Below are 12,896 nucleotides of genomic sequence, written 5' to 3' on the forward strand. Positions count from 1 at the left end.
CTAGAAGGGGGAGACGTATGAAAAAAATAGTCTTTACAGGTGGCGGTTCGGCAGGGCATGTAACACCTAATTTAGCCATCATTCCACATTTACAAGAACAAAATTGGGATATTTCTTATATTGGTTCTCATCAAGGAATTGAGAAAACGATTATAGAAAAGGAAGGCATTCCGTACTATAGTATTGCGAGCGGAAAGCTACGCCGTTATTTTGATTTAAAAAATATAAAAGATCCTTTTCTTGTGATGAAGGGTGTTATGGATGCGTATGTAAGGATTCGAAAACTAAAACCAGATGTAATTTTTTCAAAAGGTGGTTTCGTATCTGTACCAGTCGTAATTGGAGGATGGTTAAACAGGGTACCAGTTTTATTACATGAATCTGATATGACGCCAGGACTAGCAAACAAAATTGCGCTCCGTTTCGCTTCAAAAATATTTGTTACATTTGAAGAAGCTGCGAAACATTTACCGAAAGAAAAAGTAATTTATACAGGATCTCCTGTACGTGAAGAAGTACTAAAGGGAAATCGTGAAAAAGGTTTAGCATTTTTAGGTTTTTCACGTAAAAAGCCAGTTATTACAATCATGGGAGGAAGTTTGGGCGCAAAAAAAATTAATGAAACGGTTCGAGAAGCGTTACCAGAACTTCTGAAAAAATATCAAATTGTTCACCTTTGCGGAAAAGGTAATCTTGATGATAGTTTACAAAATAAAGAAGGATATAAACAATTTGAGTATGTACACGGAGAACTGCCAGATATATTAGCCATAACAGATTTTGTTATTTCACGTGCGGGCTCTAATGCCATTTTTGAGTTTTTAACATTGCAAAAGCCGATGGTTTTAATTCCACTATCGAAATTTGCAAGTCGTGGAGATCAAATACTAAATGCGGAGTCTTTTGAGAGACAAGGATATGCTTCCGTATTGTATGAAGAAGATGTGACTGTGAAATCTCTTATAAGGCATGTCGAAGAATTAAATCAAAATAATGAAGTGTATAGAACAGCTCTAAAAAAATATAATGGAAAAGAAGCAATTCAAACAATCATTCAACATATTTCAGAGGCATGATGAAACAATCATGCCTCTTTTAGTAGGATGAAAGATTCCAAGAAACGGTGTTTTTATGTTACAATAGCAAATGGATTAGTAGGGAAATTCCAATTAATGAAGCGTGAAAATACGAATGGATTAGGAGTGACTGTGTTGGAGCTAAGTCTCTATGAAAATACTGCACTTATTATATGCTTTGTGTTGTACGTTGGTAGTGTTATTGTTTATATTTCAAGGAAGTTTTCGCAAGAAAGAGAGCTTGAAAAATCAGAAATAACAGCAGAACTAGAAATGTTAGCTGATGAAAGTTATAAAAAACAAAAAATAAAAGAAGACCATGAGGCATCCCATCATTTAAACGCAAATAAGTTTTAAAGATGGGGATTTTTTTTGAAGGAGATGCAGCAGAATTTGCATCTTATGTTATGAATCATGTGAAATAATAGTAACTATCTAAAAGGTTATAAAAGTGATCTTTTGGGTACAGTGATGATAAGAAACATATATAAAGGAGTACATAATATGAAATTAGAAAATGGATGGGAAACGAGCTTTTTAGAAGTCGTACAAAATAGCGAATTTAAGAAAGAGGCACTTCTTAGCCAATTACTTTTTGCAGATAGTGAAGAAGTTGAGGAGCTTGTAGATGATTATGGTTATGAAGAAATCATTGACCGCGAACATGATGATGAATTAGCTGATATTTTAGGAGAAGAACTTTTTAGTGAGATGGAACGACACGTATTCTTATCTTCACAGTCAGAAGAAAAACTTATTTCATTCGTAAATGGATTAGGTTTTCATGTGTTAGATTGGATCGTTCTTCTTGAAACAGAATTTGGCATCGATAGTGCACACTTTACGTCGGATGCTGTGAAAATGTTAGAAAAGCGTTTCAGACAATTTCCATACATAGAAGATAAAACAATTTTTGACATGACATTTGGAGAAGCAATGGATGTATTAGAGTCTATTACAGGATTACAACTGAAAGAAAAGATGAATGTATAATGTAAAAAAAGAACGTGATCACCTCACGTTCTTTTTTTACATTATAATAATTTTATCATCTAGTTTCGTTTGTCCGCTAAGAAGTGCGTTTAAATATTCCACTTTTCTTATACAGGCTTGTATATGTCTTTCAACCTCTTGTAACTCTGCTTGGTGATGCGTTTCAATAGGATGAATTTGTACGTTGAATTTTTCAAATTGACTACTATATGTTATTTCTGCATAGCCGCTCATAATATCTGTTTCGTTATGAAATAAAAATTGCTTCGTTTTGTCACAGAATGATACATTCTGAAAGCCATATACTTTTAATGCTTCAATTACTTTTTTTATCATTTTTGTATTCATTTTTTTTAACCCTCTTTACGAAGTTCTACTTATACATTATAACATAAAAAATTACATAGAAAGCGCTTCCAAGTGTATTTTATTATAAACTTTACGTTTCAATCACAAAAATGAAACAAAGAAAAAATAATTGTAAAGAAGGAAGGACTCTTTTATTGTTTCGTCATATATATAGAGAAATAGTGCAATGAAAGGAAATTTTCCGAGGTGGAGATCGTATTTCCAATTTGAGCGCAGTAAAAGAGGTGAAGATCTTGAACTTTGATATTGTAGGACAAAAAGCATATATAAAAGATGGACCGCATCGGAACCGAATTGGAATTGTAAAGAAAAACGAGACAAAATTAGAATCGCAGTTTGCTATTGTAATTGGAGAACAAATCATTGAGGTAGAGCTAAAGGATATCGTGTTAGTTGGAGTAGACGTAGGACAATTTCATAAATGGTGCGAACAAAATGGTTATTTGTGAAAAGGACGGGCTGTGAGATAATGAAGTATATGTGAGGAAAGAGAATATGTTATTGTATTCTCTTTTTCTATGTGTAAGGAGACGGAGATGAAGTATACAGAACGAGATTTTACATTGGAGTTAAAAGAGAACATTCAATGCATGGAGAAGGAAATAGAGAGAATAGCATTTAAACTTTTTAAAGATTATTCACATTTGTACATAGAAAAAAACATGGAATTATTTATAGAACTCATCAGAGATAAAGAAAATCCTTTTGAAACAGGATATTCTTCATCAATTTCGATAGCTGTATTAGATGAAGAAGGAAAGATGGTTGAATTTTATACAGTTCCTATCTGGGAATGTTGTAGTTATTTTTTAGGAGTACCGCTTCCAATAAGGTTTTGGGGAAGTAAGTTAAGTGGTGAACTTGTTGATGAATCTTATTGTGAGATAGAGGAGGAGTTAAAGGAGCGGTTGGAAGAATTTTTACAGTTTGCGGGTGAGGAATAATAGTTAATCTGTAGTTTATAATTAATAGTTATTAAAAAAATGAAAAACGGTGTAATTTCTTTATATCTGTACATAGTGTTTGAAACAATATGTTATGCCTTATGTATAAAAGATAAAGAGGAAGATGAAAAGAACTAAAAAGGACGCTAACCGTTTTGTTAGCGTCCTTTTCATTATGAAGCAATTTCACCAGTTTTTGTATCATCTTGATTGTACGTATCTTGATCTAATTCACCAAGCCATTTACTAGAAATAAGACCTGCTGTCATAGAACCACTTACGTTAAGAGCTGTACGCCCCATATCGATTAATGGTTCAACTGAGATAACAAGAGCGACAATACCGATTGGTAAGTTCATTGTAGATAGTACGATTAACGCTGCGAATGTTGCACCGCCACCAACGCCGGCAACACCGAATGAGCTAATAGCAACGACAGCGATTAAAGTTAAAATAAATTGTGGTTGTAATGGATCAATTCCTACAGTTGGAGCCACCATCATTGCAAGCATTGCTGGATAAATACCTGCGCAACCGTTTTGTCCGATAGATACTCCAAATGAGGCTGCGAAGTTTGCAATCCCTTCAGAAATACCAAGTTTTTCTTTTTGAGCTTCAATATTTAATGGCATTGCACCAGCACTAGAGCGAGATGTGAATGCAAATGTTAATACAGGGAACACCTTTTTCAAATATTGAATTGGATTTAAACCAGATAGAGCAATTAATAATAAGTGGATAACGAACATTACGATAAGTGCCACGTAAGACGCTAACACGAAGTTACCAAGTTTTAAAATAGCATTTATGTCGCTACCAGCAACTGTTTTTGCCATAAGAGCTAATACGCCGTATGGAGTAAGACGTAAAATTAATGTTACCATACGCATTACAATTGCATATACAGCATCAAGCATTTTCTTAAATAGCTCTGCTTGTTCTGGATATTTTCGTTTTACACCTATAAAGGCGATGCCGATAAATGCTGCAAATATTACAACAGAAATTGTTGATGTTGGACGAGCGCCTGTTAAATCAAGAAATGGATTTGTAGGCAATAGTTCTAATAATTTATCTGGAATTGTTGTTTTTTCAATAGAAGTAAATCTTTCTTCAACTAGCTTCAGACGAGCAGATTCTGCATCACCTTGTTGCAGACCAGTTGCAGATACATCAAATCCTGCACTTGCAGCGATACCGACAGCTGCAGCAATTCCTGTAGTCAGAATTAAAATTCCGATAATAAGACCACTAATTTTACCAAGGTTTTTCGTTAACTGTAATTTTGTAAATGCTGAAATAATAGATACTAAAATAAGTGGCATAACGATCATTTGAAGTAACTTCACATAACCGTTACCGATTAAGCCAAACCAAGTATTTGATTCAATAATTACTTTAGAAGTTGGCTCATAAATAAATTGTAATATAAGACCGAAGATAATTCCGACTCCTAAAGCGGTAAATACACGTTTATTAAAAGATACATGCTTACGTTGCATATAATATAATACGCCAACTAAAATGAGCATGACTGCAACGTTAATTCCGACAAGCAGTGTATTCATGATGATTCCCCCTAATTCCAATCTGTTATATAGAATATAAATCAATAAAACCTATAAGTCAACTAGGGAATTCCGGAATTAAAAAAAAGATGGCAAAATGCCATCTTTTAATGTCCAGCCCCAGGGACAAGTAAAAATGTCGTGTAGTATGTAAATCCTATGAAGAAAACAGTTAAATATGCCCCGAATACGTATATATACATACGCTCTGTTAAATTTAAATAGCTTAAAAGTACGAAGAATCCTGTTTGTCCTAAAAATAGTAGTGCAGTCGAATGCATATCCCCTACGTAAAACATAACCGAGAAAATTCCAGTCCAAAAGCCGAGAACGCGAAACATGCGCTCCATGCCATCTCCCTCCTTTTCTAAAAAAAGTAAACCTCACTTCATTATAGTTTATTTTTCTTACTATTGTAAATATTCGTTCATATAAAAAGAAGCCAATTATAATTGGCTTCTTTTTATATGAGAAATCAAATTGTTAGTTTATAATTACAAGATTTACATCCATCTAGTAAACTATCATTTCGTGTTAATTCCGTGTTAGGGAATAGGATTTCAAAAATCCCTTTCATCATATCTCCGTGCATATTACAAATTTCAGTTGGGTGATGGACAGCAACTTCTTTAAATGGACAATTGTGTACATCATAGAAAATTTTTGTTCCATCTGCACTTAATTCAAATGCAGGTGATAAGCCAGCTGTTGAAAAGGCTTCCTTTGCAATTTGAACTTTTTGCTCCAATGTTAAAGCATCTTCGCTCACATTTAAGCGCTGCATATGTTGTTGCATTAATTCGGCCCCGAATTGTTTCCCTGTTTCGTAGAGCGCTTTTTCACCAGCAGCACCAAGGCTAAGTAAAGAATTAAACGCGATTCTTGCTAACAATTGATAGTCACGGAATGGGAATTGTAATTGGATAACATCTTCAGATAATACATATAATCTGCTTGGTCGTCCGCCTTTTCCAGTTTTCTTCGTTTCAGATTTCAGCATATGAACATCTTCTAATTTAGATAAATGTAAACGCGCTACGTTTGGATGAATGTCAAACTCATCAGCAATTTCTTGTACAGTTACGTAACTATGTTTTTGAGAAATATATTTATAAATGTAATAACGAGTTGGGTCAGCTAAAACACCTGTAATTTTTAAAGCTTGTTCCATGAGGATCTCCACCTTTATCACTTTATCCAAGATAATAACATTATAATACAGATAAACATGGGTATAGGTAATTTTAGACAATAATTCGGAAATTGTTCATAATTTCACAAACATATTTTTCCTTTTTCATCTAGTGAAAATGCAAAAATACCGATTTTTCAGATGGATTTCTTCATGCTATATACATAGTGGGGAGGGAAAAATGATGAATGGAATTGAAAGCTTTGCGAATACGATTTTGAAAGAGGCGTGTAGGGTACAAGCTTCGGATTTACATATTGTGCCCCGGAAGAAGGATGTAGTGATTCAACTGCGCATAGGGAAAGATTTAATGACGAAACAATACATTGAAAAGGAATTTGGAGAAAAACTTGTTTCACACTTAAATTTTTAGCATCCATGGATATAGGGGAGAGGCGGAAGCCACAAAATGGTTCACTGTATTTACAAATGGATGGACAGGAAGTGTATTTACGTCTTTCCACGCTTCCAACTGTATATCAAGAAAGTCTCGTTATTCGTCTTCATTTACAAGCATCTATTCAGCCGTTATCTCATCTTTCGTTATTTCCAAGTACAGCGAAGAAACTACTTTCTTTTTTACATTATTCCCATGGGTTACTCGTATTTACTGGACCGACTGGATCGGGGAAGACAACAACAATGTATGCATTATTAGAGGTAATTAGAAAAAAGAAAACACGCCGCATCGTTACACTGGAAGATCCAGTTGAAAAAAGAAATGACGATGTATTACAAGTTCAAATAAATGAAAAAGCAGGTATCACATATGAGGCGGGACTAAAGGCTATTTTGCGTCATGATCCAGATGTTATTTTAGTGGGTGAAATTCGTGATGAAGAAACAGCAAAAATCGCTATAAGAGCAAGCTTGACTGGCCATTTAGTAATGACGACACTGCATACGAATGATGCGAAAGGAGCAATACTTCGGTTTATGGACTTTGGCATAACAAGGCAAGAGATTGAACAATCTTTATTGGCTATAGCTGCACAGCGACTTGTTGAATTGAAGTGTCCGTTTTGTAAAAGAAAGTGCTCAACTGTATGTAAATCAATGAGGCAAGTAAGGCAAGCGAGTATTTATGAGTTGTTATATGGATATGAGTTAAAACAAGCGATTAAAGAAGCAAACGGGGAATGTGTCACGTACAAGCATGAGACATTAGAGTCTTCGTTGCGAAAAGGATACGCTTTAGGATTTTTAGAAGAGGATGTTTATGTTTAAGAAAATATGGAGTTTAAGTGATCAAGTAATATTACTGAAACGATTAGGAGAACTATTAGAAAAAGGATACTCTCTTTTGCAGGCATTAGAATTTTTACGGTTTCAATTACCTTTAGAAAAGAAAGTACAATTGCAGCGCATGATTGATGGATTAAAAAATGGAAAAAGTTTACACGATTCTTTTCATCAATTAAAGTTTCATCAGGAGATGTTAAGCTATTTATTTTATGCCGAGCAACATGGTGATATTTCTTTTGCGTTGCAACAAGGGAGTGCACTTCTTTATAAAAAGGATAAGTATAGGAAAGATATGATGAAAATAATGCAGTATCCTATGTTTTTGGCGTTCTTTTTAATAATCATGATTTTGATTTTTAACCGCATTTTATTACCACAAGTTGACATGGTATATAGTTCATTTGGTTCTACAGCACCGTTATTCACAGAACAAATATTAAGTACAATTAAGCTACTACCCTATCTTATTTTTAGCACTATTTTTATTGTTATGGTGGGTTGTAGTGTATATATATTGTACTTTCGGAAACTCCCACATATGAAGCGAGTAAAAATTATGCTTCGTATCCCCCTCGTAAAAACATTTCTTATTTTAAAGCATTCGCATTATTTCGCTACTCAATTGAGTGGCTTATTACACGGAGGACTATCAGTACTTGAGGCTCTAACAATAATGATGGAGCAAAAGTATCAGCCGTTCTTTCAGTATGAAGCGGGCCGAGTTAAACACCAATTAATTGCGGGAGAACCGTTGCAATCTATTATTGCTAAAAGCGGATATTATGAGGAAGAACTTTCTTATATTATTACACATGGTCAAGCAAACGGTAATTTGGCGATTGAATTAGGTGATTATAGTGATCTGATTATGGAAAAGATGGAGCAAAAAATTAAACGTATGTTAGTGATTATTCAACCGATTTTATTTACGTGTATTGGAGCAATAGTTGTTCTTATGTATTTAGCGATGATTATGCCAATGTTTCAAATGATGAATTCTATATAGGAGGAATTTACATGCAGAATGAGGAAGGGTTTACCCTTTTAGAAATGTTATTAGTTATGGTCGTCATCACTGTATTATTACTATTAATTATTCCAAATGTAGTTACGCAGCGCTCATCCGTCGAAGGAAAAGGATGTAAAGCCTATGTGAAATCTATAGAAGCGCAAATACAAGTATATCAACTACAACATAATAAAATTCCCTCGCTAAAAGAGCTAATTGATGGGAAATATATTACAAAGGATGAGTGTCCGAATGGTGAAGCTATTCATATTTCCAATGATGGCACGGTAACAAGTGGGAAACTGTGAAGCAAAAAGGTTTTACACTTTTAGAAATGCTACTCGTTTTATTTGCCATTTCTGTATTAAGTATGGTCACGTATTTTCATGTACATTCATTATACGAAAAACAAAAAATCGAACAATTTTTAAGACAGTTTTCAAATGATATTTTGTATATGCAACAATTAGCTATAAATCGTCAAAAACACTATACATTACGATGGCATAAAGATAGACATATGTATTATATAGGGGAATCGAGTACGGATCATTCTATCATTAAAAGAGAATATGATAGCGATATACAATTGGATTTGAATACTTTTCCAAATCCGATGACATATAATCCGAGTGGAAATATTAATAGAGGTGGCACGATTTTACTTTCGTATCGAAGTTATAAATATGAGATTGTATTCCAGCTTGGAAGAGGGAGATTTACGTATCGTGAAATGTCAAAAAGGGTCAGTGATAGCTGAAATGCTTGTAGCATTAAGTATAGTAATGATGATGGTATCTTTACTACTTCCGCAAACAGTATTGATTATGCAAGAACGAAAAAACATACAAATTCGTTATAAGGCATTTGTATTATTAAAAAAAGAAGCAGCTTTATATATGTATGAGAATGAGGCAAAACAACAGAAAGAAAAAGTCATAAATGGAAATGTATATTACACATATTGGGGAGGAAATGAAGTTTGTGCGATGTGGAAAGATGTGAAAGGAAAAATGATGGAACAATGCTTTTATGCGGGAGAAAAAATGAATTAGAAGTTGGATTTACATTAATTGAAATGATCGTATGTTTTTTTCTGTTATCACTTTTCTTTTTACTCTTACCACGTTTAAGCTTTATTGGAATAGAAAACAAGCAATCAAAAGGGTTAAATAATTGGGAATGGGATGTGTTTGTAGGACAAGTACAGTTAGAGTTTCGTGAAGTATCATTTGTGGAAAAAATAGTTCCTGAAAATAGAGAGAGTATGTTGCGCTTCCGTCTTCGCACTGGAGATGAAGTGACGTATGAAAAATTGAATAATCACCTTATAAGAAAAGTGAACATGCGCGGAAGAGAAGTTATATTACAAAATGTTGAAATGGTTTCGTATGAAGTAACACCTCATTTGCTCTTTATCAATGTGAAAGATAGGAGTGGGAAAAAATATGAAGGTGTAGCTATAAGATATAGCGAAATGGGAATACATGTATGATAAAACAAGATGGATTTACGATGCCAGGAACAATCATTTTTCTTATATTATTAACTTCGTTCTTTATATACGAAACGAATATGTTGCTTATAGATAAAAAAATTTATATTGAAATAGAGCAAAAGTTTGTACTGGAGGAAATACTAAATCAATCTATTACAAATATAAAAAAGACTTACGGCAAAAAGAAAAGGAAGATACTTTTTTCTTTTCATATGAAAAGGGCGAAGCGAGTGGAAATTACGTATTTGAAAACGACGTTATTCTCGTTTCATTGCAGTGCAAAATAAAACAGGAAGTTTTCTATAAAGTAAGCTTTCGGTATAGAAAAAAAGATGAGAAAATATTCGATTGGATAGAAGGATAGTATGTGAAATATATGGATAAAAAACCATGATTTATCATTTGAAAATAGGCTGTTTTTTAAAAGGAAATGGATAAATAAAACAATTAAAAGTTTAAATTTTCTCAAAAAAGAGAAAGGTAGAAAGAATATGATATATTCATGCTATCCAATCATTATTTTTAGGGAGAATAGGGAAATGACAAACAACAATCAAATAGGTGAAAATAAGGAACAAACTATTTTTGATCATAAAGGAAATGCAATTATGACAGAAGATAGGGAAATACAAATTATTTCAAAATTCGAAGAACCTCTTATTGTCGTGTTAGGAAATGTATTAAGTGATGAAGAGTGCGATAAATTAATTGAATTGTCTAAAAATAAATTAGCACGTTCTAAAGTTGGTTCATCACGTGATGTAAATGATATTCGAACGAGTAGTGGTGCATTTTTAGATGATAATGAACTTACTGCGAAGATTGAAAAACGAATTTCATCTATCATGAATGTTCCTGTTTCGCATGGAGAAGGATTACACATTTTAAATTATGAAGTGGATCAACAATATAAAGCACACTATGATTATTTTGCCGAACATAGTAGATCAGCTGCTAATAATCGTATTAGTACGCTTGTCATGTACTTAAATGATGTAGAAGAAGGCGGAGAAACTTTCTTTCCGAAATTAAATCTTTCTGTGCACCCTAGAAAGGGAATGGCAGTATACTTTGAGTATTTCTATCAAGATCAATCACTAAATGAGCTTACGTTACACGGAGGGGCACCTGTAACGAAAGGTGAGAAATGGATTGCAACACAGTGGATGAGAAGAGGTACTTATAGATAAAGCGAGTATGTTACGTTTTGTTCTTCAGTGTATAAGAAGAACAAAACGTTTTTTTATTAAATAAAGTAGCATCTTTCGTTATAATAACAAGTAATACATGACGATTGAGAGGAACGAAAATGAAATCTATATACATAACCGGCTATATGGGAGCTGGGAAAACAACAATTGGAAAAGCATTAAGTAAAGAACTTCATATGGATGTTATAGATACAGATCAAAAAATTGAAGAGAAGCAAGAGAAGGAGATTCGTGATATTTTTGCCGAAGAAGGTGAAATGGCTTTTCGGGAATATGAAAGTAAGATGTTACGTTCACTACCTGTTGAAAATGTAATCATTACAACTGGCGGTGGAATCATTGAGCGAGAGGAAAACCGAAAGTGGATGAAGGAAAATGGAACTGTCGTGTATTTATATTGTGATCCACATGTAATTGCAGAAAGGCTTCGTGAAGATACGACACGGCCACTATTTCAGAAGAAAGATATAGATGCATTTGTAACGAAATTCGAATCGCGCCGAGCTTATTATGAAGAGGCTCATATTCATATCGATACGACGAATAAGTCTGTAAAGCAAATTATGGATGAATTAAAAGAAAAGATTAATGAATAAAAAAGTGGACATACTAATCAAGTAGAGGTGATGATAATATGTCTACTAATGATTATGTTCGCTTTGTGACACAGCAGTTTGTGTCGTATATGGATGCTCCAAAAGAAGATCGTAAACAAAAGAAAGAACAACGTCGTGCTGAAAAAGAGCCATTTATGAATAAGTGGTTTGGTGTTATGCCGCTAAGTGCTGCTTTGTTTTATCAAAACGTAAAAAATAAAAGAAAAAAATCAAGTTAAAGATTTCGTAATATGTGTAGCAAAATGAAAATCCCCTAGTAGCATCGTACTACTAGGGGATTTTCATTTACTGCATAGACTCTTTTTCTTCTGTAACGGCATGTATTTTATTGTTCACCCAGACAAATCCAATTCCGATACAAATGGAAATGCCCCATCCAACAGCGGTCATAATTGCTCTCATTTCACCGTAGCCATCTACACCGAAAACAGAGATGAAATAAATTTTTAAGAAGCTTTTTAATATGAATTGTAGACCGAAAAAGAGCGTTAAATATTGCAATGCTGGATAGATACGACTATCACGATACAGTTCACGACTTTTATCACGGTCATGGCCTTGCAGTGCAGCAATATCTGCTGCGAAATATAACATAAGTGGTTTTTTTATAAAAATTGTGCATATAACGATAATACCGAGTACGATGTGATAATACGCATCGTTCCACAACATTCGTTCAGCTGATCCAGATAATAGATCTACCGTTGTATTAGAAATGAGTGTAATTAAAATAAAGAACCCTGTTACGTTAAACTGTTTTTCTTTTTTAAAGGTATACAGTGTATAAATAATCCCCGGAACAGAGGAAAGTAACATTGCGTAATAAGGATCGATATAAGGTTTTGCAAATTTCCAAATGAGGAATGGGATTACGAGATAAAAGACAAGATCTAATATAGCTTTTTTATTTTGATTCATATACAGCCTCCTTAAGTCATACATATATTTTATAATATAATTTCTGAAAATTGTATAAGGTTTAGTGGAAAAAGAAAAAGAAAAAGTATATGTTTAGTAGATTGAAAAAAATACCCCTAGCGTAGTAAGTTTTTTTAGTATACAATAAAGGAAACGCTTTCATTTTTAGTTTGTTCACAAAATAGACGGAAAATCACATATTTACTATCGATATGTTGCTTTATAATGAAACTAATTAAATATACATGCATACAAT

Annotated in this window: 19 protein-coding genes and 2 pseudogenes; 15 read left to right on the plus strand and 6 right to left on the minus strand. The window is 33.5% G+C overall.

What is annotated here, in order from left to right; all coding sequences use genetic code 11:
• The first annotated feature begins 17 nt into the window (after positions 1–17).
• The 3 genes from murG (at position 18) to QCI47_RS06280 (ending at position 2,069) form a co-directional block, all read left to right on the plus strand.
• The gene (murG, locus tag QCI47_RS06270; protein WP_071741837.1) at positions 18–1,076 is read left to right on the plus strand and encodes an undecaprenyldiphospho-muramoylpentapeptide beta-N-acetylglucosaminyltransferase; all 1,059 of its coding nucleotides are present in this window, start codon (positions 18–20) and stop codon (positions 1,074–1,076) included.
• A 96-nt stretch (positions 1,077–1,172) separates the two neighbouring features.
• Positions 1,173–1,433 carry a DUF3966 domain-containing protein gene (locus tag QCI47_RS06275; RefSeq protein WP_000817964.1) on the plus strand — a complete coding sequence of 87 codons (261 nt, stop codon included), beginning with the start codon at positions 1,173–1,175 and terminating at the stop codon, positions 1,431–1,433.
• Between the two features lie 147 nt (positions 1,434–1,580).
• The gene (locus QCI47_RS06280; protein WP_000764271.1) at positions 1,581–2,069 is read left to right on the plus strand and encodes a hypothetical protein; all 489 of its coding nucleotides are present in this window, start codon (positions 1,581–1,583) and stop codon (positions 2,067–2,069) included.
• Between the two features lie 36 nt (positions 2,070–2,105).
• On the opposite strand, the gene QCI47_RS06285 is transcribed toward QCI47_RS06280, so the two are convergent.
• Entirely contained in the window at positions 2,106–2,417 is a 312-nt protein-coding gene (locus tag QCI47_RS06285) for a hypothetical protein (protein ID WP_001093243.1), read from the minus strand.
• 254 nt (positions 2,418–2,671) lie between these two features.
• On the opposite strand from QCI47_RS06285, the gene QCI47_RS06290 reads away from it, so the two are divergent.
• Entirely contained in the window at positions 2,672–2,887 is a 216-nt protein-coding gene (locus QCI47_RS06290) for a DUF3912 family protein (protein WP_001008331.1), read from the plus strand.
• Between the two features lie 87 nt (positions 2,888–2,974).
• Positions 2,975–3,382: a hypothetical protein gene (locus QCI47_RS06295; protein ID WP_000877912.1), complete on the plus strand. Its 408-nt coding sequence runs from the start codon at positions 2,975–2,977 to the stop codon at positions 3,380–3,382.
• Positions 3,383–3,555: 173 nt separating this feature from the next.
• On the opposite strand, the gene QCI47_RS06300 is transcribed toward QCI47_RS06295, so the two are convergent.
• From QCI47_RS06300 to QCI47_RS06310, 3 genes are all read right to left on the minus strand, one after another.
• A complete protein-coding gene (locus tag QCI47_RS06300; protein WP_001094339.1) occupies positions 3,556–4,950 on the minus strand; it encodes an L-cystine transporter in 1,395 nt (464 codons plus the stop codon).
• Between the two features lie 107 nt (positions 4,951–5,057).
• Positions 5,058–5,300, minus strand: a complete 243-nt coding sequence (locus tag QCI47_RS06305; RefSeq protein ID WP_000440714.1) for a DUF2626 domain-containing protein — start codon at positions 5,298–5,300, stop codon at positions 5,058–5,060.
• A gap of 125 nt (positions 5,301–5,425) precedes the next feature.
• The gene (locus QCI47_RS06310; RefSeq protein WP_353811722.1) at positions 5,426–6,121 is read right to left on the minus strand and encodes a helix-turn-helix transcriptional regulator; all 696 of its coding nucleotides are present in this window, start codon (positions 6,119–6,121) and stop codon (positions 5,426–5,428) included.
• Positions 6,122–6,326: 205 nt separating this feature from the next.
• On the opposite strand from QCI47_RS06310, the pseudogene comGA reads away from it, so the two are divergent.
• The 10 genes and pseudogenes from comGA to QCI47_RS06360 all read left to right on the plus strand — a co-directional run bounded on the left by comGA (position 6,327) and on the right by QCI47_RS06360 (position 11,940).
• Positions 6,327–7,369: pseudogene (comGA, locus tag QCI47_RS06315) on the plus strand (competence protein ComGA).
• Positions 7,362–8,393, plus strand: coding sequence for a competence type IV pilus assembly protein ComGB (gene comGB, locus QCI47_RS06320; RefSeq protein ID WP_074543057.1), 1,032 nt, complete (start codon positions 7,362–7,364; stop codon positions 8,391–8,393). Before comGA ends, comGB begins: the two are co-directional and overlap by 8 nt.
• An 11-nt stretch (positions 8,394–8,404) precedes the next feature.
• A complete protein-coding gene (gene comGC / locus QCI47_RS06325) occupies positions 8,405–8,704 on the plus strand; it encodes a competence type IV pilus major pilin ComGC (protein ID WP_001178694.1) in 300 nt (99 codons plus the stop codon).
• The gene (gene comGD, locus QCI47_RS06330; RefSeq protein ID WP_309422254.1) at positions 8,701–9,156 is read left to right on the plus strand and encodes a comG operon protein ComGD; all 456 of its coding nucleotides are present in this window, start codon (positions 8,701–8,703) and stop codon (positions 9,154–9,156) included. Before comGC ends, comGD begins: the two co-directional genes overlap by 4 nt.
• Positions 9,149–9,451: a competence type IV pilus minor pilin ComGE gene (gene comGE / locus QCI47_RS06335; RefSeq protein ID WP_000829518.1), complete on the plus strand. Its 303-nt coding sequence runs from the start codon at positions 9,149–9,151 to the stop codon at positions 9,449–9,451. Before comGD ends, comGE begins: the two co-directional genes overlap by 8 nt.
• Positions 9,421–9,891, plus strand: coding sequence for a competence type IV pilus minor pilin ComGF (comGF, locus tag QCI47_RS06340; RefSeq protein ID WP_000923058.1), 471 nt, complete (start codon positions 9,421–9,423; stop codon positions 9,889–9,891). The genes comGE and comGF overlap by 31 nt, the downstream gene beginning before the upstream one ends.
• Positions 9,888–10,258: pseudogene (comGG, locus tag QCI47_RS06345) on the plus strand (competence type IV pilus minor pilin ComGG). Before comGF ends, comGG begins: the two are co-directional and overlap by 4 nt.
• Before the next feature lie 175 nt (positions 10,259–10,433).
• On the plus strand, positions 10,434–11,084 hold the full coding sequence (locus QCI47_RS06350) for a 2OG-Fe(II) oxygenase (RefSeq protein WP_016718474.1): 651 nt from the start codon (positions 10,434–10,436) through the stop codon (positions 11,082–11,084).
• A 119-nt stretch (positions 11,085–11,203) separates the two neighbouring features.
• Positions 11,204–11,701 (plus strand): shikimate kinase AroK, encoded by a 498-nt coding sequence (aroK, locus tag QCI47_RS06355; protein ID WP_000836628.1) that lies wholly within the window; start codon positions 11,204–11,206, stop codon positions 11,699–11,701.
• 38 nt (positions 11,702–11,739) lie between these two features.
• Positions 11,740–11,940: a YqzE family protein gene (locus tag QCI47_RS06360; protein ID WP_000106079.1), complete on the plus strand. Its 201-nt coding sequence runs from the start codon at positions 11,740–11,742 to the stop codon at positions 11,938–11,940.
• Between the two features lie 67 nt (positions 11,941–12,007).
• On the opposite strand, the gene QCI47_RS06365 is transcribed toward QCI47_RS06360, so the two are convergent.
• The gene (locus QCI47_RS06365; protein WP_001073109.1) at positions 12,008–12,640 is read right to left on the minus strand and encodes a VC0807 family protein; all 633 of its coding nucleotides are present in this window, start codon (positions 12,638–12,640) and stop codon (positions 12,008–12,010) included.
• A 134-nt stretch (positions 12,641–12,774) separates the two neighbouring features.
• Positions 12,775–12,891 (minus strand): GTP pyrophosphokinase, encoded by a 117-nt coding sequence (locus QCI47_RS06370; RefSeq protein WP_071727059.1) that lies wholly within the window; start codon positions 12,889–12,891, stop codon positions 12,775–12,777.
• Positions 12,892–12,896 lie beyond the last annotated feature (5 nt).

This window comes from Bacillus cereus group sp. RP29 (genome assembly GCF_040459765.1).
GTDB classification, from domain to species: domain Bacteria; phylum Bacillota; class Bacilli; order Bacillales; family Bacillaceae_G; genus Bacillus_A; species Bacillus_A paranthracis.